The sequence below is a fragment of the Streptomyces sp. NPDC028305 genome, from assembly GCF_055569495.1.
Map to the genome: position 1 here is coordinate 13667 of NZ_JBVHTN010000015.1, position 16973 is coordinate 30639.

Sequence of the window (16973 nt, forward strand, 5' to 3'; positions counted from 1 at the left end):
GCGGGCTACGCGGGGCCCGGGACGGGGTGGCGCGCGGTGTGCGGGCCCACCCCGAGCGCCAGCGCGGCCCGCAGGTCCGCGCCCGTATCCACGTCGCGCCGCACCGAGTCGACCCCCCGCAGCCATATCTCCCGCGCCCCCGACGCCCGGTGCCGGGCCCGGGAGGGCCCGCCGAACGCGGGGGACAGCTCCACCCCAGGCGCCGCCGCGAGCAGCGTCGTGCCCACCCCCGCCGCATCCGCCAGAAAGGCCCGTGGAAAGGCGGAGGCGGCCTCGAGCACCTGCTCGAGCTCCTCCGGCCGCAAGGCCGGGAGATCGGCGTTCAGGGCCGCCACGGCGGCCGTGGGGAGCTGCTGCCGCACGGCCAGGGCGCCCTGCGTGAGCGCCGCGTTCAGGCCGCCGCCCGGCGGGTCCGGGAGGATCCGGGCGCCGAGGGCCGACAGCTCCCGCGCCGCGAGCGGGTCGTCCGTGACGACCGTCACCCCGCGCACCGCCCGGCACGCCAGGGCGGCGGCCACCGTGTCCTGCGCGAACGCCAGGGCGAGCCCCGGCCGCAGAGCGTCCCCCGCGGCGTCGGCGAGCCTGCTCTTGGCCTGGGACAAGGGCTTCAGCGGCACCACCAGCGTCCACGCCCCACGGACTCCATCGCTTCCCACGGGCCTCATTCTCGCCTGCTGTCGGAGCCGCCGGGGACGTGCGGGGTTACGGTGTGCTCGACAGACCGGGTGTCTGGGGCGACACTTGTGCGGCTGCCCGGACGGGCAGCAAAGCCAGCAGGTCAGCAGGGTCCAAGAGGAGGATGTTCCGAGTGTCCGGCCGCAGAATCGGCTTCTGGTACCGCTTGGCGGCGGTCCTGGTGAAACCGCCGCTCGTGGTCCTCTTCAAGCGGGACTGGCGCGGAATGGAGCACATTCCCGTCGACGGCGGATTTATCACCGCGATCAACCACAACTCACATCTCGATCCCTTCTCGTACGCCCACTTCCAGTACAACACCGGGCGCATGCCGCGCTTCCTGATCAAGGCCGGCGTCTTCAAGGGCGGCTTTGTGGGCGCCTTCCTGCGCGGGACCTCGCAGATCCCCGTCTACCGGGAGTCCACCGACGCGGCCAACGCCTTCCGGGCCGCCGTGGACGCCGTCAACAGGGGCGAGTGCGTGGCCTTCTACCCCGAGGGCACCCTCACCCGCGACCCCGGGCTGTGGCCCATGCGCGGCAAGACCGGCGCGGCGCGCGTCGCGCTGCTCACCAAGGCGCCCGTGATCCCCGTCGCGCAGTGGGGCGCCAACCAGGCGCTGCCGCCGTACGCCAAGCGGCCCCGGTTCTTCCCCCGCAAGACGCTGACGGTGCACGCGGGCCCGCCCGTGGACCTGTCCGCGTACTACGGCAAGGAGCCCACCGCCGAGGTGCTGCGGGCGGCCACCGACGACATCATGGCGGCGGTCGCCGAACTCCTCTCCGAGGTGCGCGGGGAGCCCGCGCCCACCGAGCGCTACGACTACCGGGCCGGTAAGTCCCGCGCCGCCGGGGAACCCCCCGCGGCCGAAGAGGAGAGCAAGTGACGCGCTGCGCCGTCTACGGCACCGGCTCCTGGGGCACCGCCTTCGCGATGGTGCTCGCCGACGCGGGCTGCGAGGTGACGCTGTGGGGCCGCAGGCCCGGCCCCGTGGAGGCCATCAACACCACCCGCGCCAACCCCGACTATCTGCCGGGGACCGAGCTGCCGCGGTCGGTACGGGCCACCACCGACCCGGCGGAGGCGGCCCGGGGCGCCGAGTTCACCGTGCTCGCCGTGCCCTCCCAGACGCTGCGCGGCAACCTCGCCGAGTGGGCGCCGCTGCTGCCCGCCGACACCGTGCTGGTCTCCCTGATGAAGGGCGTGGAACTGGGCACCGCCAAGCGGATGAGCGAGGTGATCGGGGAGGTCGCCGAGGCGCCCGCGGAGCGGGTCGCCGTGCTCACCGGGCCCAACCTGGCCAAGGAGATCGCGGCCCGCCAGCCCGCCGCCTCGGTGGTCGCCTGCCGCGACGAGGCCGTGGCGCGCCGCCTCCAGGCCGCCTGCCACACCCCGTACTTCCGCCCGTACACCAACACCGACGTGGTCGGCTGCGAGCTCGGCGGAGCGGTCAAGAACGTCATCGCGCTCGCCGTGGGCATCGCCGACGGAATGGGGCTCGGCGACAACGCCAAGGCGTCGCTGATCACCCGGGGACTGGCGGAAACGACCCGGCTGGGGCTCGCCATGGGCGCCGACGCGCACACCTTCGCGGGCCTGGCGGGCATGGGCGACCTGGTCGCCACCTGCTCCTCGCCGCTGTCCCGGAACCACACCTTCGGCACCAACCTCGGCCGGGGCATGACGCTGGAGGAGACCATCGCGGTCACCAAGCAGACCGCCGAGGGCGTCAAGTCGTGCGAGTCCGTGCTCGATCTCGCCCGGCGGCACGACGTCGACATGCCGATCACCGAGACCGTGGTGAGCGTCGTCCACGACGGCAAACCGCCGCTGGTCGCGCTGAAAGAGCTGATGTCGCGCAGCGCGAAGCCCGAGCGACACTGACCACGCCCGGACCGCAAGGTAATCTCAACGCGTTATGAGCAGCCAGAGCCCCGCCCCCAGCCCTGTCCCGCCCCCTTCCGGAGGGGAGCCGCGGAAGCTGCGCGTCGCCGTCGTGTTCGGCGGCCGCAGCTCCGAGCACACCATCTCGGTGGTCACCGCCGGCGCGGTGCTGCGCGCCATCGACCGCGAGAAGTACGACGTGCTGCCGATCGGGATCACGGGCGACGGGCGTTGGGCGCTGACCGTCGACGAGCCCGACCGGATGGCCATCGCGGACCGGGTGCTGCCCAGCGTCGAGGGGCTCGCCGAGTCCGAGGAGGGCTCGGTCCTGCTCCCGGTCGAGCAGGGCAACCGCGAGGTGGTCTACGCCGAGCCGGGCGCGGTGCCCAAGGCGCTCGGCGAGGTCGACGTGGTCTTTCCCATGCTGCACGGCCCCTATGGCGAGGACGGCACCCTTCAGGGGCTGCTCGAGCTGTCCGGCGTGCCCTATGTGGGCGCCGGAGTCCTCGCCTCCGCCGTCGGCATGGACAAGGAGTACATGAAGCGGGTGTTCGTCTCCTTCGGGCTGCCGGTCGGCCCGTACGAGGTGATCCGCCCCCGCGAGTGGGAGCAGGACCCCGCCGCCGCGCGCAAGAAGATCGTCGACTTCGCCGGTGAGCACGGCTGGCCGGTCTTCGTGAAGCCCGCGCGCGCGGGTTCCTCCATCGGCATCTCCAAGGTCGACGACATCTCCGGCCTGGAGGAGGCGATCGAGGAGGCGCGGCGCCACGACCCGAAGATCGTCGTCGAGGCGCTGCTGCGCGGCCGCGAGATCGAATGCGGTGTGCTGGAGTTCGAGGACGGCCCGCGGGCCAGCGTGCCCGCCGAGATCCCGCCGGTCTCCGCCCACGACTTCTACGACTTCGAGGCGAAGTACATCGACTCGGCGGACGGCGTGGTGCCCGCGCCGCTCACCGCGGAGCAGACCGAGCGGGTGCAGGAGCTCGCGGTGCGGGCGTTCGAGGCGACGTCCTGCGAGGGCCTGGTCCGCGCGGACTTCTTCCTCCAGGACAACGGCGAATTCGTGATCAACGAGATCAACACCATGCCCGGCTTCACGCCCATCTCGATGTACCCGCGGATGTGGCAGGAGAGCGGCGTGAGCTACCCGGAACTGGTGGACCGGCTCATCCAGGCCGCGCTGCGCCGCCCGACGGGGCTGCGCTAGGCGACGACGACGCCATGGCCCCGGGCGGCGCGCCCGGGGCCGGTGCGTACGGGGCCTCTCAGACCACGCCCTCGGGCACGCTCTTCTCGACGGCGCTCGCCAGATCGACGAGCGGGTTGACCTCCGGCGCGTACTTCCCGGGCACCGTCACCTCCACATACGCCCGGCGCAGCACGGTCGTGAAGCGGTAGCCGTCGTCCAGCTGCTCCGGCAGCCACTTCACGCCGTTGACCTCGGCCGAGTTGACGTACGGGTCGTAGTGTTCGGTGCCGGGTGTGAGCTTGAGGGGCTTCGCGACCCCGCAGCGCAGCTTTATGGCGGGGTCGCCCCAGGCGGCGGTGAGGTCCGAGGCGGGCTCGGGGGTGCGCCGCTTCAGCCCCTCCAGAGTCTTCGGCAGTTCCTTGTGCAGCGCCCGGCAGAGCCTGGCCGCCTCCGCCGTCGGCTTGGGAACCGAGAGGGACAGTGAACCGTCGGTGTCTCCGACGAGGGAGCAACCGGCCGCCGACAGCACGAGCAGCGCCACGGCGGCGGGCGTGGTGACGGCCCTGCGGCGGGGGCTACGGTGTGCGCAATTCACGGGCCGAGCATACGGGGAGTCACAGATGGACGACCGGGCAGGTCAGGGTGCGGGTGATGCCGTCCACTTGCTGGACCTTCGCGACCACCATGCGGCCGAGTTCATCGACCGTCTCCGCTTGTGCGCGCACGATGACGTCATACGGGCCGGTGACGTCCTCGGCCTGTATCACTCCGGGGATCTTGGCGATGACGTCGGCGACGGTCGACGCCTTGCCGACCTCGGTCTGGATCAGGATGTACGCCTGTACCACGGAACCTCCAGGGCGGCTACGAGGATCATGTGGGGAGAAGGGACGCCACGGTACCGCGTCGCCGAGCGACGCGGGGAGACCCGCGCGGCGTGCGCGGCGCGGCGGGCAGCGAGCGACAAGTGCGAAGGGGCAATGGGATGAAGGGCACCGTGGGCGAGTTGGGGGAGTTCGGGCTCATCAGAGAGCTCACCTCCCGGCTCACCACCACCCCGGCGGTACGGCTTGGGCCCGGCGATGACGCCGCGGTCGTGGCCGCGCCGGACCGGCGGGTCGTGGCCAGTACGGACGTACTGCTGGAGGGCCGGCACTTCCGCCGCGACTGGTCCACCGCCTATGACGTCGGCCGCAAGGCCGCCGCCCAGAACCTCGCGGACATCGCGGCCATGGGCGCGGTGCCCACCGCGCTCCTGCTGGGCCTGGTGGTGCCCGCCGAACTCCCGGTGACCTGGCCCGCCGAGCTGATGGACGGCATCCGCGACGAGTGCCAGGTGGCGGGCGCGGCCGTGGTGGGCGGCGATGTGGTGCGCGGCGACACCATCACCGTGGCCATCACCGCTCTGGGCGATCTGCGCAACCACGAGCCGGTCACCCGATCCGGTGCCCAGCCGGGCGACGTGGTCGCGGTCACGGGCTGGCTCGGCTGGTCGGCGGCCGGACACGCGGTGCTCTCCCGCGGCTTCCGCTCGCCGCGCGCCTTCGTGGAGGCGCACCGCCGCCCGGAGCCGCCGTACCACGCGGGGCCCGCAGCCGCCGGGCTCGGCGCGACCGCCATGACCGACGTCAGCGACGGGCTGGTCGCCGACCTCGGGCATATCGCGGAGGCCAGCAAGGTCCGGATCGATCTGCGCTCGGGGGACATCGACATCCCCTCCCAGATGTCCGACATCGGGCAGGCGGTGGGCGTCGATCCGCTTCAGTGGGTGCTCAACGGGGGCGAGGACCACGCGATCGTGGCCACCTTCCCGCCGGACGCGAAGCTGCCCGCCCGCTGGAAGGTGATCGGCGAGGTGCTCAACCCCTCGGCGCTGCCGCAGGTGACCGTGGACGGCGCGCCCTGGCCGCACGCGGGCTGGGACCACTTCGGCAAGGACAAGAGCGCCGACTAGAAGCGCCGACGGGAAGCACCGGCCGGAAGCACCGGCCGGAAGCGCCTTCGGGAAGCGCCCATCGGAACGCCGAGTAGATTCGGCGACATGGCGACTTCCCCCGCACCACCGCCCACCAGGCCCATGGCCCCGCCCCGCGTCCTCACCGTCGCCGGATCCGACTCCGGCGGCGGTGCCGGTATTCAGGCCGACCTGAAGGCGATGCTGGCCCTCGGCGTGCACGGCATGAGCGTGATCACGGCCGTGACGGCGCAGAATTCGCTGGGCGTGAGCGGTGCGTGGGAGCTGCCCGCCGAGGCCGTACGGGCCCAGTTCCGCAGCGTCGTCGACGACATCGGGGTGCAGGCGGTCAAGACCGGGATGCTGGCCACCGCCGAGCTGGTCGAGACCGTCGCCGGGCTGCTCGCGGACGTCTCCGCCCCGGTCGTGGTCGACCCGGTCGGGGTCTCCAAACACGGCGACGCCCTGCTCGCCGCGGAGGCCCTCGGCTCGGTCCGCACCCGGCTGCTGCCGGTCGCGACCGTGGCCACGCCCAACCTGGACGAGGTCGCCCAGCTCACGGGTGTGACGGTGGCGGGGGAGGGGGATCTGCGGCGGGCCGCGGGCGCGGTTCTGGAGTTCGGCCCGCGATGGGCGTTGATCAAGGGCGGCCATCTGGACGGCGACGCGGTCGACCTGCTGACCGACGGCACCGAGGAGCACTGGCTGCGCGCGCCCCGGCACGACAACCGCCATACGCACGGCACGGGCTGCACCCTCGCCTCGGCCATCGCCTCGCATCTGGCGCTGGGGGCCGGGGTGCCGGAGGCCGTCGCGGCGGCCAAGGAGTACGTCACGGGCGCGATCGCGGCCGGATTCCCGCTGGGCCGGGGGATCGGCCCGGTGGATCACGGCTGGCGGTGGCGCTGACCTCGGAGACGAGCCCGGGACTGGACCGGGAACTCAGGGCATGCGAAAAGCCGGTCCACCACGAGGTGGACCGGCTCGGCAACCGGAAGGGTCGCACTCGGCACGCGCACGGGGTCGCCCCCGCCCGCGCGGGAGATTCAGCGCGAAACCTTGCCGGCCTTGATGCACGAGGTGCAGACGTTGAGCCGCTTCGGGGTCCGACCGACCACAGCGCGCACCGTCTGGATGTTGGGGTTCCAACGACGGCGGGTGCGGCGGTGCGAGTGCGAGATGTTGTTGCCGAAGCCCGGCCCCTTGCCGCAGACGTCGCAGTTGGCAGCCACGGGTTACTCCAAAGACGGGTCAACCCCGCTGGCGCGAGGAGACAGACACTTACGGTGAACCCCGGCGCGCCGGGATCGTGAACGATCGGCGGTGATGCCAGGGGAATGGCCCGATTTTCATCGGGCAACCGGAGCAATATACAACGCCTGCTCCGCTACCCCGAAATTACCACGGTCGCCCGGGCCTGCGCCGGGGGTGGCGACTACCCTGCGATAACGGTCCCGCCCCCTGCCCTCCCGAGGAGGACGTACGTGCCGCACACGCTCGACGCCGATGCGGTACGCACCTGGTGCGCCCTGGCGCTGGACGCGCTCGGCCGCGCTCGCGAGGAGATCGACGCGATCAACGTCTATCCGGTCGCGGACGCGGACACCGGCACCAATCTCTATCTGACCGTCGAGTCCGCCGCCCAGGCCGTCGCCGCCGCGTTCGACGGCCACGCCGCGGCCCAGGGGACCGCCGCCCGCCCGAGCCTGCCCGAGGCGGTGCGCGCCATGGCCCACGGCGCCCTGATCGGGGCGCGCGGCAACTCCGGCACCATCCTGGCGCAGCTGCTGCGCGGCATGGCGGACGTCCTCGCGGACGGCGACGGCCCCAGCGGCGACGGAGGTGGCGACGGAGGCGGCGACGACGGTGGGGCGGACGGCCTGCGCCGGGCCCTGCGGCGCGCGGCCGAGCTGGCGTACCTGGGCGTGGCCCACCCGGTCGAGGGCACCGTGCTGACCGTGGCGCGGGCCGCGGCCGACTCCGCGGGGCGCGCCGAGGGAGACCCGGCCGCGGTGGCCCGCGCGGCGTACGAGGGCGCCCGGACCGCCCTGGAGGCCACCCCCGCTCAGCTCGGGGTGCTGGCCCGCGCGGGCGTCGTCGACGCGGGCGGCTACGGGCTGGTGGTGGTACTCGGCGCCCTCGCCGAGGCCACCTCGGGCCGGGCCCCGGCCGACGGGCCGGTCACGGCCCCCGGATGCTGCCCGGCCCCCGGGCCCGCGGCCGCCGCCGACGCCGGGCCCGACGGCGAGGGCGCCGACTGCGGACCCGCCTTCGAGGTGATCTATCTGCTGGAGGCGGACGAGCCGGCCGTCGCCCGGCTCCGTGAGCGGCTGGACGCGCTCGGCGACTCCCTGGTGGTCGTCGGCGGCGACGGGCTGTGGAACGTACACGTCCATGTGGACGACGCGGGAGCGGCCGTGGAGGCGGGCGTCGAGGCGGGCCGCCCGCACCGCATCCGCATCACCCACTTCGACACCGCCGCCGCCCGCCGGGCCCACGCCGACCAGCCCTACCCCCGGCCCCGCACGGCCGACACCGCCCGCCCGGACCGGCCGGGCGCCGCCGAGCCCCAGGGCGCCCGCGCGGAGCGCGCACCGCGCGCCGTGGTCGCGGTCGTCCCCGGCGAGGGCCTGGCCGCGCTGTGCGCCGAGGTCGGCGCGACCGTGGTCGCCGCGCGCCCCGGGGAGCGGCCGGCCGCGGGCGAGCTGACCGAGGCCGTCCGGCGGGCCGGCGCCCAGGAGGTCGTCCTGCTGCCGAACGACACCGAGCTGCGCCACACCGCCGCGGCCGCCGCCGCCCAGGCCCGCGCCGACGGCGTACGGGTGGCGGTCATCCCCACCCGCTCCCCGGTCCAGGGCCTCGCCGCGCTCGCCGTGCACGAGCCGGGCCGCAGCTTCGACGAGGACGTCGTGGCCATGACCTCCGCCGCGGGCGCCACCCGCTACGCCGAGCTGGCCGTCGCCGAGCGCCAGTTCTGGACCATGGCCGGGGTGTGCCAGGCGGGGGACGTACTCGGGCTCATCGACGGCGATGTGGCGGTGATCGGCGACGGCCTCGCGGGCACCGCCGAGACCGTGCTGGACCGGATGCTTGCCGCGGGCGGCGAACTGGTCACGCTGGTGCTGGGCGCGGACCTGCCCGACGGTGTCGCCGAGCACCTGGAGCGCCACGTACGGGAGGGGCACTTCGCCGTCGACACGGTGGTCTACCCGGGCGGCCAGTCCGATGTGCCGCTGATCATAGGCATCGAATAGCCCCGCACAGCAGGCGTCTCGTCGGACTCAATGGCCCCGCTTGTCGGTGCCGTGGTGTGCAATGGACTGCGTGCCCGCGCTGGATGAACCCCTGAAGAAGGTGCTCGGCGGCAACACCGCGAAGGTGATGGCCGACCACCTCGACCTGCACACGATCGGCGATCTGCTGCACCACTACCCCAGGCGGTACGCCGAGCGCGGCGAGCTGACCCGGCTGTCCGAGCTGCCCCTGGACGAGCATGTGACGGTCGTGGCGCAGGTCGCCGACGCCCGTGTGCACAAGTTCGACCGCGGCACCAAGCAGCGCCTGGAGGTCACCCTCACCGACGGCAGCGGCCGGCTCCAGCTGGTCTTCTTCGGCCGGGGCGTCTACGGGGCGCAGAAGGAGCTGCTCCCCGGCCGCCGGGGCATGTTCGCGGGCAAGGTCGGCGTCTTCCGCAATGTGCGCCAGCTCGCCCACCCCGCGTACGAGATGCTCGGCAAGGAGGACGGCGCGGAGGCCGTGGAGGCCTGGGCCAACCAGCTGCGGCCGCTGTATCCCGCCTGCGCCCAGCTGGAGTCCTGGAAGATCGAGAAGGCCGTCGGGACGCTGCTCGACAGCCTGGCGGCCACCGGCTGGGACGGCCTGGTCGACCCGCTGCCCGAGAGCCTGCGGCAGGGCCGCGGGCTGGCCGAGCTCCCCGAGGCGCTGCTGAAGATCCACCGGCCGCGCACCAAGACGGACATCGCCACGGCCCGGGACCGCCTGAAGTGGGACGAGGCCTTCGTGCTCCAGGTGGCCCTCGCCCGGCGGCGGCACGCCGACGCCCAACTGCCCGCGGTGCCGCGCGCCCCGGCCGAGGACGGTCTGCTGGACGCCTTCGACGCCCGGCTGCCGTTCACCCTCACCGACGGCCAGCGGAGCGTCAGCCGGGAGATCTTCGCCGACCTCGCCACCGAACACCCCATGCACCGGCTGCTCCAGGGCGAGGTCGGCTCCGGCAAGACCATGGTCGCGCTGCGCGCGATGCTGGGCGTCGTGGACAGCGGGGGACAGGCCGCGATGCTCGCGCCCACCGAGGTGCTCGCCCAGCAGCACCACCGCTCGATCACCGAGATGATGGGCGACCTGGCCGAGGGCGGCATGCTGGGCGGCTCCGAACAGGGCACCAAGGTCGTGCTGTTGACCGGCTCCATGGGCGCCGCGGCCCGCCGCCAGGCGCTGCTGGACCTGGTCACCGGCGAGGCCGGGATCGTGGTCGGGACGCATGCGCTGATCGAGGACAAGGTCCAGTTCCACGATCTGGGCCTGGTCGTGGTCGACGAGCAGCACCGCTTCGGCGTCGAGCAGCGCGACGCCCTGCGCTCCAAGGGCAAGCAGCCGCCGCATCTGCTGGTGATGACGGCCACCCCCATCCCGCGGACCGTCGCCATGACCGTCTTCGGCGACCTGGAGACCTCGGTCCTGGACCAGCTGCCGGCCGGGCGCTCCCCGATCGCCTCCCATGTGGTGCCCGCGAAGGACAAGCCGCACTTCCTGGCGCGGGCGTGGGAGCGAGTGCGCGAGGAGGTGGCGGCCGGGCACCAGGCCTATGTGGTGTGCCCGCGGATCGGCGACGACATCGGCGACGAGGGGGACGAGGGGGACGGGCCCAAGGGCGCTGCGCGCAAGCCGGCCAAGTCCGCGGCGAAGCCGTCCGCCAAGTCCTCCGCGGCGTCCCCCGAGGACGAGGCCGAGAAGCGGCCGCCGCTCGCGGTCCTCGACATCGCCGAGCAGCTCGCCAAGGGCCCGCTGCGGGACCTGAGCGTGGAGGTGCTGCACGGCCGGATGCAGCCGGAGGCGAAGGACGACGTGATGCGCCGCTTCGCCGCGGGCGAGGTGGACGTCCTGGTCGCCACGACGGTCATCGAGGTCGGGGTCAACGTCCCCAACGCCACCGCCATGGTGATCATGGACGCGGACCGCTTCGGCGTCTCGCAGCTGCACCAGCTGCGCGGCCGGGTCGGCCGTGGCTCGGCCGCCGGGCTGTGCCTGCTGGTGAGCGAGATGCCGGAGGGCAGCCCCGCCCGCGCCCGGCTCGGCGCGGTCGCGGCCACGCTGGACGGCTTCGAGCTGTCCCGGATCGACCTGGAGCAGCGGCGCGAGGGCGATGTGCTGGGGCAGGCCCAGTCCGGGGCGCGCTCCTCGCTGCGGGTGCTCGCGGTCATCGACGACGAGGAGGTCATCGCGGCGGCCCGGGAGGAGGCGGCGGCCATCGTCGCGGCCGACCCCGAGCTGACCGCCTTCCCCGAGCTGCGCACGGCGCTGGACGCGTTCCTGGACGAGGAGCGCGAGGAGTACCTCGACAAGGGCTGACAAGGGCTGAGTCGCGGGTGCCGGGCCTGGGCGGGGCCAGGGCCCCGGACGCCATATGGTGAAGGGGCAGCGGCTTCGTACGGCCCGCCGCTGCCCCCTCCCATCGCGAAGGACTGCGTCACCGATGACCCGCGTGATCGCCGGAGCCGCCGGCGGCCGCCGCCTGGCCGTGCCGCCGGGAAACGGCACCCGCCCCACCTCGGACCGGGCGCGCGAAGGCCTCTTCTCCACCTGGGAGTCGCTGCTGGGCTCGCTGCGCGGGGCCAGGGTGCTCGATCTGTACGGCGGCTCGGGCGCGGTCGGCCTGGAGGCGCTCTCGCGCGGCGCGGAGCATGTGCTGCTGGTGGAGTCCGACGCGCGCGCCGCCCGCACCATCCGGGCCAACATCCGGGCGCTGGACCTGCCGGGCGCCGAACTGCGCACCGGCCGGGCCGAGCAGACGATCGCCGGTCCGGTGCCCTCGACCGGCCCGTACGACGTGGTGTTCCTGGACCCGCCGTACGCGGTGGCCGACGACGAGCTGCGGGAGATTCTGCTCACACTCGCCGGTAACGGGTGGCTCGCGCCCGACGCGCTGGCCACGGTGGAGCGGAGCACGCGAGGCGGGGATTTCGGGTGGCCTGCCGGTTTCGAGGGCTTGCGGGCCCGTCGATACGGCGAGGGCACGCTTTGGTACGGTCGCGCCGCCTCGACGTGCGACAACGCGTCATGACCGGACCCGAGAGCGAGGAACCACCAGTGCGCCGCGCAGTCTGTCCGGGGTCCTTCGACCCCGTCACCAATGGGCACCTCGACATCATCGCCCGTGCGTCCAAGCTGTACGACGTCGTCTACGTCGCCGTGATGATCAACAAGTCCAAACAGGGGCTGTTCACCGTGGACGAGCGGATGGACCTGCTCCGCCAGGTCACCGCCGAGTACGGGAACGTCCGGGTGGAGTGCTTCCACGGCCTCCTCGTGGACTTCTGCAAGGAACGCGAGATCCCCGCCATCGTCAAGGGGCTGCGGGCGGTCAGCGACTTCGACTACGAGCTCCAGATGGCCCAGATGAACAACGGCCTCTCCGGCGTGGAGACGCTGTTCGTACCCACCAACCCCACCTACAGCTTCCTCTCCTCCAGCCTGGTCAAGGAGGTGGCGGCCTGGGGCGGCGACGTCTCCCACCTGGTGCCCCCGCTGGTGCTCGAGGCGCTGACCGAGCGGCTGCGCAAGCGCTGACCCGATGACGGCCGGGCCGGCGGGTTTTGGGCGGGGCCCGCTGGCCGTACAGTCGTCCCCGGTCGTTCCCGCCCGTTGCAGTTCTTTCCGTCAAGTTCCGTCAAGTCCCGTCAAGAGAGAGTGGCGAGCACCCAAGGTGGACGTGCAGAAGAAGCTCGACGAGATCGTCGACACCGTCGGCAGCGCCCGGTCCATGCCCATGTCGGCCTCGTGCGTGATCAACCGCGCCGAGCTGCTCGCCATGCTCGAAGAGGTGCGCGCCGCTCTCCCTGACTCCCTGGCCCAGGCGCAGGACGTGATCGGCGGCCGCGACCGCATGGTCGAGCAGGCCCGCCAGGAGGCCGACCGGATCATCGAGACTGCGCACGCCCACCGGGGCTCGCTGGTCTCGGACACCGAGGTGGCCAGAAAGTCCCAGGAGGAGGCGGACCGGATCCTGGAGGAGGCCCGCCGGGAGGCCGAGGAGATCCGCGCCGAGGCCGACGACTACGTCGACAGCAAACTCGCCAACTTCGAGGTCGTGCTGACCAAGACCATCGACTCCGTGGACCGGGGCCGGGGCAAGCTGCTGGGCCGTCCCTCGGACGGGGCGCCGGACGAGGTGGGGCAGCTGGAGGACGGTCCCGAGCGCAGCGCCGACCCCCAGACGCTGCGGCACCGCGCCGACGAATACGTGGACACCAAGCTCGGCGCGGTCTCGGCGGTGCTCACCAAGACGCTGGAGGCGGTAGGCCGGGGCCGCCAGAAGCTGCTCGGGGCCCAGGCGATCGATGAACTGGGCGCGCACCTGGCCGCCCAGGACGCCGCCGCCTCGCTCGGCCACCAGACCAGCGACGACGACTACCTGGCGGACCTGGCCCAGTCGCAGGCGCAGGTGACGGTGGCGCGGCCCGAGGCGGCGCCCGACGCCTCGTACTACACGGCCACGGCCGGCTATCAGCAGCAGGACGCGTACGGCTATCAGCAGCAGGGCTATGTGCAGCAGCAGGACCCGTACCCGGCCCAGGGCGGCTATCAGCAGCAGGACGCGTACGGCTGGCAGCAGCAGCCCCAGGGCTACGACCCGAGCGGCTACGCCCCCGAGCAGCAGCAGCAGCCGCAGCAGCTGGCGCTACCCCCGGCGCACCACCAGCCCCAGCAGCCCGCCGCGGCCCTCGACGAGACCAGCCTGTTCGACACCAGCATGATCGACCTGGATCAGCTGCGTCAGTACGAGCAGGGCCGCTGAGCCCGGCCTGACCTCAATCCACCGCCCCGGGGGCGGATTGGGTCTACGGCGGCCGGTCCAGTATCCTGGCTCTTCGGTCGCGTGTACGTCCGCGATCTCGGCTGCCCGTTTCGTAGTTTCGCGTCGGGTGGCCCGCCGCAGCCGTAGAAAGCAGGAAGCCCTGAACGCCCGCCTCGACCACCGTGCCCCTCTCGTGTTCGATACGCGCGAGCTGGGTCGTCGTCCCGGCGCGCTCAAAAGGCTCTCCCGCTCGGTCCCGGCCCCCAAGGACCTCGGTATCGAGGTCATCGGGGTGCGGGAGGGCGTGACCGTCGAGCTCGACCTCCGCCTGGAGTCGGTCATGGAGGGGGTGCTTGTCACAGGCACCGCCCTCGCACCGCTGACAGGGGAGTGCGTAAGGTGTCTGGAGCCGCTGGAGCGGGAGCTCGAAGCGGACTTCCAGGAGATGTACTCCTACCCCGACGCCGACGACCGGAGCCGCCCCGCGGACACCGGCGACGACGCCGAGGAGGAGGACACGCTCTTTCTCGAGGGCGATCTGTTCGACCTCGAACCCGTGCTGCGTGACGCGGTGGTGCTCGCACTGCCGCTGCAGCCGGTGTGCCGGGAGGACTGCCCCGGGCTGTGCGCCGAGTGCGGCGCGCGGCTCGAGGAGGACCCCGACCACCATCACGATGCCGTCGACATCCGTTGGGCGGCGCTGCAGGGACTCGCCGAGGCCGATTCGGGCGGCGAGAAGGACAACGCACCCCGCGAACGCGGGGATGACTCACAGGAGAAGTAGCCGTGGCTGTTCCGAAGCGGAAGATGTCGCGCAGCAACACGCGCCACCGCCGGTCGCAGTGGAAGGCTGCGGTCCCCACCCTGGTGGCGTGCGAGCGCTGCCACGAGCCGAAGCTGCAGCACATCGCGTGCCCCAGCTGCGGCACCTACAACCGCCGCCAGGTCCTCGAGGTCTGATCGGCGGGTGACAGGCTCTATGTCGGACGCCAACACGACTCCCCGTAAGCGTGCGGGAGAACCGGCCCAGGCGGACACGGCCTCGTCCCACACGATCCTGGAAGGGCGGCTCGGGTATCAGCTCGAGTCCGCCCTTCTGGTGCGTGCGCTCACCCACCGCTCCTTCGCGTACGAGAACGGCGGGCTGCCCACCAACGAGCGTCTGGAGTTCCTCGGGGACTCCGTGCTCGGTCTGGTGGTCACCGACACGCTGTACCGCATCCACCCCGACCTGCCCGAGGGCCAACTGGCCAAGTTGCGGGCCGCCGTGGTCAACTCGCGCGCGCTGGCCGAGGTGGGCCGCGGCCTCGACCTCGGCGCCTTCATCCGGCTCGGCCGGGGCGAAGAGGGCACGGGGGGCAGGGACAAGGCCTCGATCCTCGCCGACACTCTTGAAGCGGTCATCGGCGCCGTCTACCTCGACCAGGGGCTGGACGCCGCCGCGGAGCTGGTGCACCGGCTCTTCGATCCGCTGATCGAGAAGTCCTCGAACCTGGGCGCCGGCCTGGACTGGAAGACCAGCCTCCAGGAGCTGACCGCCACCGAGGGCCTCGGGGTTCCGGAGTATCTGGTCTCCGAGACCGGACCCGACCACGAGAAGACCTTCACGGCTGCCGCCCGCGTCGGTGGTGTCGCGTACGGCACCGGCACCGGCCGCAGCAAGAAGGAAGCCGAGCAGCAGGCGGCCGAGGCCGCCTGGCGCGCGATCCGCGCGGCGGCTGACGAGGCGGCCAAGGCCAAGGCCGAGGCCGAATCGGCCACCGCCGGGGGCACCGCCGCCGGCTCGGACGGCGAGGCCGCCGACACCGCCTCGCCGGCACACTGATCACACCCCTCGCCCTCCCTGCGACCGAGCGCGGCCCCGGCCGCCAGGGCCGCCGGGAGGGCGAGGGCTTTTGCCAAGGAGGCCCCCGTTGCCCGAGCTGCCCGAGGTCGAGGTGGTCCGCCGCGGTCTGGAGCGCTGGATCAGCGGCCGTACGGTCGCCGAGGCGCAGGTGCTGCACTCGCGCGCGGTACGCCGTCACCTCGGGGGCGGCGAGGACTTCGCCGCCCGCCTCAAGGGGCGCCGCGCCGGGGTGGCCCGCCGCCGCGGGAAGTACCTGTGGCTGCCGCTGGACGACGGCGATGAGTCGGTGCTGGCGCACCTCGGCATGAGCGGCCAGCTGCTCGTCCAGCCGCATGCCGCGCCGGACGAGAAGCACCTGCGCATCCGGGTGCGCTTCGCCGACTCCATAGGCACCGAGCTGCGCTTCGTCGACCAGCGCACCTTCGGCGGCCTCTCGCTGCACGAGGCCGAGCCCGGCGCGGCGGACGGGCTACCGGCGGCGATCGCGCACATCGCCCGCGACCCGCTGGACCCGGCGTTCGACGAGGCCGCCTTCCACACCGCGCTGCGCCGCCGCCGCACCACCCTCAAGCGGGCGCTGCTCGACCAGTCGCTGATCAGCGGGGTCGGGAACATCTACGCCGACGAGGCGCTGTGGCGCGCCCGGCTGCACTACGACCGGCCGACGGCCACCCTCACCCGCCCGCGCAGCGCCGAACTCCTCGGTCATGTGCGCGACGTCATGAACGCCGCGCTGGCCGTCGGCGGCACCAGCTTCGACTCCCTGTACGTCAATGTGAACGGCGAGTCGGGCTACTTCGAGCGTTCCCTGGACGCGTACGGCCGGGAGAACGAGCCCTGCCGCCGCTGTGACACGCCGATGCGGCGCCGCCCGTGGATGAACCGCTCCAGCTACTTCTGCCCGCGCTGTCAGCGCCCGCCGCGCCCGGTCGCGGCGCCCCGTACCGCCGTACCGCGCTCCTCGTCGTAGCGCGCCTGGGCGGTCAGCACCTCAGGCATCCGCTCCTCGACGAGGCCGATCAGCGCCAGCAGCCGCTCGGCGACGGCGTGGCCCAGCGGGGTCAGTTCGTAGTCCACGCGCGGCGGGTTGGTCGGCTGTGCCTCGCGGTGCACCAGGCCGTCGCGCTCCAGCGCGTGCAGCGTCTGGGACAGCATCTTCTCGCTGACGCCGTCGACCCGGCGGCGCAGCTCGTTGAAGCGGAGACTGCCCTGCTCGAGAGCGCCCAGGGTCAGGCCGCCCCACTTGCCGGTGATGTGCTCCAGCGTGCCGCGGGAGGGGCAGACGCGGGCGAACACGTCGAAGGCCAGGTCGTCATGTGCCGTTTCGGCGCCTGTCGGCGTGGCGCGGTCGCTCTCCATGCCATGACCATACTCCAGCGCAGCGCTGACC

At 72.9% G+C, this 16973-nt stretch carries 18 protein-coding genes and 1 pseudogene; 14 read left to right on the top strand and 5 right to left on the bottom strand.

The window, feature by feature from the left end; all coding sequences use genetic code 11:
- Positions 1 to 5: 5 nt before the first annotated feature.
- Positions 6 to 665 (bottom strand): 2-phospho-L-lactate guanylyltransferase, encoded by a 660-nt coding sequence (gene cofC / locus ACZ4WQ_RS45285; RefSeq protein ID WP_385350166.1) that lies wholly within the window; start codon positions 663 to 665, stop codon positions 6 to 8.
- Between the two features lie 143 nt (positions 666 to 808).
- Between cofC and ACZ4WQ_RS45290 the strand changes: the two genes are divergently transcribed.
- Genes ACZ4WQ_RS45290 through ACZ4WQ_RS45300 form a run of 3 tightly spaced genes read left to right on the top strand, consistent with a single transcriptional unit; the run spans position 809 to position 3766 of the window.
- Positions 809 to 1561, top strand: coding sequence for a lysophospholipid acyltransferase family protein (locus ACZ4WQ_RS45290; protein ID WP_358847599.1), 753 nt, complete (start codon positions 809 to 811; stop codon positions 1559 to 1561).
- Positions 1558 to 2559, top strand: coding sequence for an NAD(P)H-dependent glycerol-3-phosphate dehydrogenase (locus tag ACZ4WQ_RS45295; protein ID WP_385350162.1), 1002 nt, complete (start codon positions 1558 to 1560; stop codon positions 2557 to 2559). Before ACZ4WQ_RS45290 ends, ACZ4WQ_RS45295 begins: the two co-directional genes overlap by 4 nt.
- 34 nt (positions 2560 to 2593) lie before the next feature.
- Positions 2594 to 3766 (top strand): D-alanine--D-alanine ligase family protein, encoded by a 1173-nt coding sequence (locus ACZ4WQ_RS45300; protein WP_352133729.1) that lies wholly within the window; start codon positions 2594 to 2596, stop codon positions 3764 to 3766.
- Positions 3767 to 3824: 58 nt separating this feature from the next.
- Here the strand turns inward: ACZ4WQ_RS45300 and ACZ4WQ_RS45305 are convergent, their stop codons facing one another.
- Both ACZ4WQ_RS45305 and ACZ4WQ_RS45310 read right to left on the bottom strand, forming a co-directional pair.
- The gene (locus ACZ4WQ_RS45305; RefSeq protein ID WP_311727826.1) at positions 3825 to 4343 is read right to left on the bottom strand and encodes a DUF3515 domain-containing protein; all 519 of its coding nucleotides are present in this window, start codon (positions 4341 to 4343) and stop codon (positions 3825 to 3827) included.
- Positions 4344 to 4362: 19 nt separating this feature from the next.
- Entirely contained in the window at positions 4363 to 4596 is a 234-nt protein-coding gene (locus ACZ4WQ_RS45310; RefSeq protein ID WP_014176096.1) for an Lrp/AsnC family transcriptional regulator, read from the bottom strand.
- Between the two features lie 137 nt (positions 4597 to 4733).
- On the opposite strand from ACZ4WQ_RS45310, the gene ACZ4WQ_RS45315 reads away from it, so the two are divergent.
- Both ACZ4WQ_RS45315 and thiD read left to right on the top strand, forming a co-directional pair.
- Positions 4734 to 5702 carry a thiamine-phosphate kinase gene (locus tag ACZ4WQ_RS45315; protein WP_311727825.1) on the top strand — a complete coding sequence of 323 codons (969 nt, stop codon included), beginning with the start codon at positions 4734 to 4736 and terminating at the stop codon, positions 5700 to 5702.
- 87 nt (positions 5703 to 5789) lie between these two features.
- Positions 5790 to 6611, top strand: a complete 822-nt coding sequence (gene thiD / locus ACZ4WQ_RS45320; protein ID WP_311727824.1) for a bifunctional hydroxymethylpyrimidine kinase/phosphomethylpyrimidine kinase — start codon at positions 5790 to 5792, stop codon at positions 6609 to 6611.
- A 212-nt stretch (positions 6612 to 6823) separates the two neighbouring features.
- Here the strand turns inward: thiD and rpmB are convergent.
- Positions 6824 to 6934, bottom strand: a pseudogene (gene rpmB / locus ACZ4WQ_RS45325) (50S ribosomal protein L28); the annotation flags it as partial.
- A 252-nt stretch (positions 6935 to 7186) separates the two neighbouring features.
- Here rpmB and ACZ4WQ_RS45330 point away from each other — a divergent pair.
- The 9 genes from ACZ4WQ_RS45330 to mutM all read left to right on the top strand — a co-directional run bounded on the left by ACZ4WQ_RS45330 (position 7187) and on the right by mutM (position 16553).
- Positions 7187 to 8956, top strand: coding sequence for a DAK2 domain-containing protein (locus ACZ4WQ_RS45330; RefSeq protein ID WP_398377044.1), 1770 nt, complete (start codon positions 7187 to 7189; stop codon positions 8954 to 8956).
- 61 nt (positions 8957 to 9017) lie between these two features.
- A complete protein-coding gene (gene recG / locus ACZ4WQ_RS45335; RefSeq protein ID WP_311727822.1) occupies positions 9018 to 11291 on the top strand; it encodes an ATP-dependent DNA helicase RecG in 2274 nt (757 codons plus the stop codon).
- A gap of 124 nt (positions 11292 to 11415) precedes the next feature.
- Positions 11416 to 12003 (top strand): 16S rRNA (guanine(966)-N(2))-methyltransferase RsmD, encoded by a 588-nt coding sequence (rsmD, locus tag ACZ4WQ_RS45340; RefSeq protein ID WP_311727821.1) that lies wholly within the window; start codon positions 11416 to 11418, stop codon positions 12001 to 12003.
- Positions 12000 to 12509: a pantetheine-phosphate adenylyltransferase gene (coaD, locus tag ACZ4WQ_RS45345; protein WP_311727820.1), complete on the top strand. Its 510-nt coding sequence runs from the start codon at positions 12000 to 12002 to the stop codon at positions 12507 to 12509. The genes rsmD and coaD overlap by 4 nt, the downstream gene beginning before the upstream one ends.
- 136 nt (positions 12510 to 12645) lie before the next feature.
- Positions 12646 to 13737, top strand: coding sequence for a cell division initiation protein (locus tag ACZ4WQ_RS45350; protein WP_398377043.1), 1092 nt, complete (start codon positions 12646 to 12648; stop codon positions 13735 to 13737).
- A 193-nt stretch (positions 13738 to 13930) separates the two neighbouring features.
- On the top strand, positions 13931 to 14521 hold the full coding sequence (locus tag ACZ4WQ_RS45355; RefSeq protein WP_398377042.1) for a YceD family protein: 591 nt from the start codon (positions 13931 to 13933) through the stop codon (positions 14519 to 14521).
- Positions 14522 to 14523: 2 nt separating this feature from the next.
- Positions 14524 to 14697 (top strand): 50S ribosomal protein L32, encoded by a 174-nt coding sequence (rpmF, locus tag ACZ4WQ_RS45360; protein ID WP_065965136.1) that lies wholly within the window; start codon positions 14524 to 14526, stop codon positions 14695 to 14697.
- Positions 14698 to 14716: 19 nt separating this feature from the next.
- Entirely contained in the window at positions 14717 to 15562 is an 846-nt protein-coding gene (rnc, locus tag ACZ4WQ_RS45365; RefSeq protein WP_311727846.1) for a ribonuclease III, read from the top strand.
- 88 nt (positions 15563 to 15650) lie between these two features.
- Complete coding sequence (gene mutM / locus ACZ4WQ_RS45370) at positions 15651 to 16553, top strand: bifunctional DNA-formamidopyrimidine glycosylase/DNA-(apurinic or apyrimidinic site) lyase (RefSeq protein WP_352133738.1); 903 nt, start codon at positions 15651 to 15653, stop codon at positions 16551 to 16553.
- Here mutM and ACZ4WQ_RS45375 read toward each other — a convergent pair.
- A complete protein-coding gene (locus ACZ4WQ_RS45375; protein WP_311727816.1) occupies positions 16493 to 16942 on the bottom strand; it encodes a winged helix-turn-helix transcriptional regulator in 450 nt (149 codons plus the stop codon). The genes mutM and ACZ4WQ_RS45375 overlap by 61 nt on opposite strands.
- Positions 16943 to 16973 lie beyond the last annotated feature (31 nt).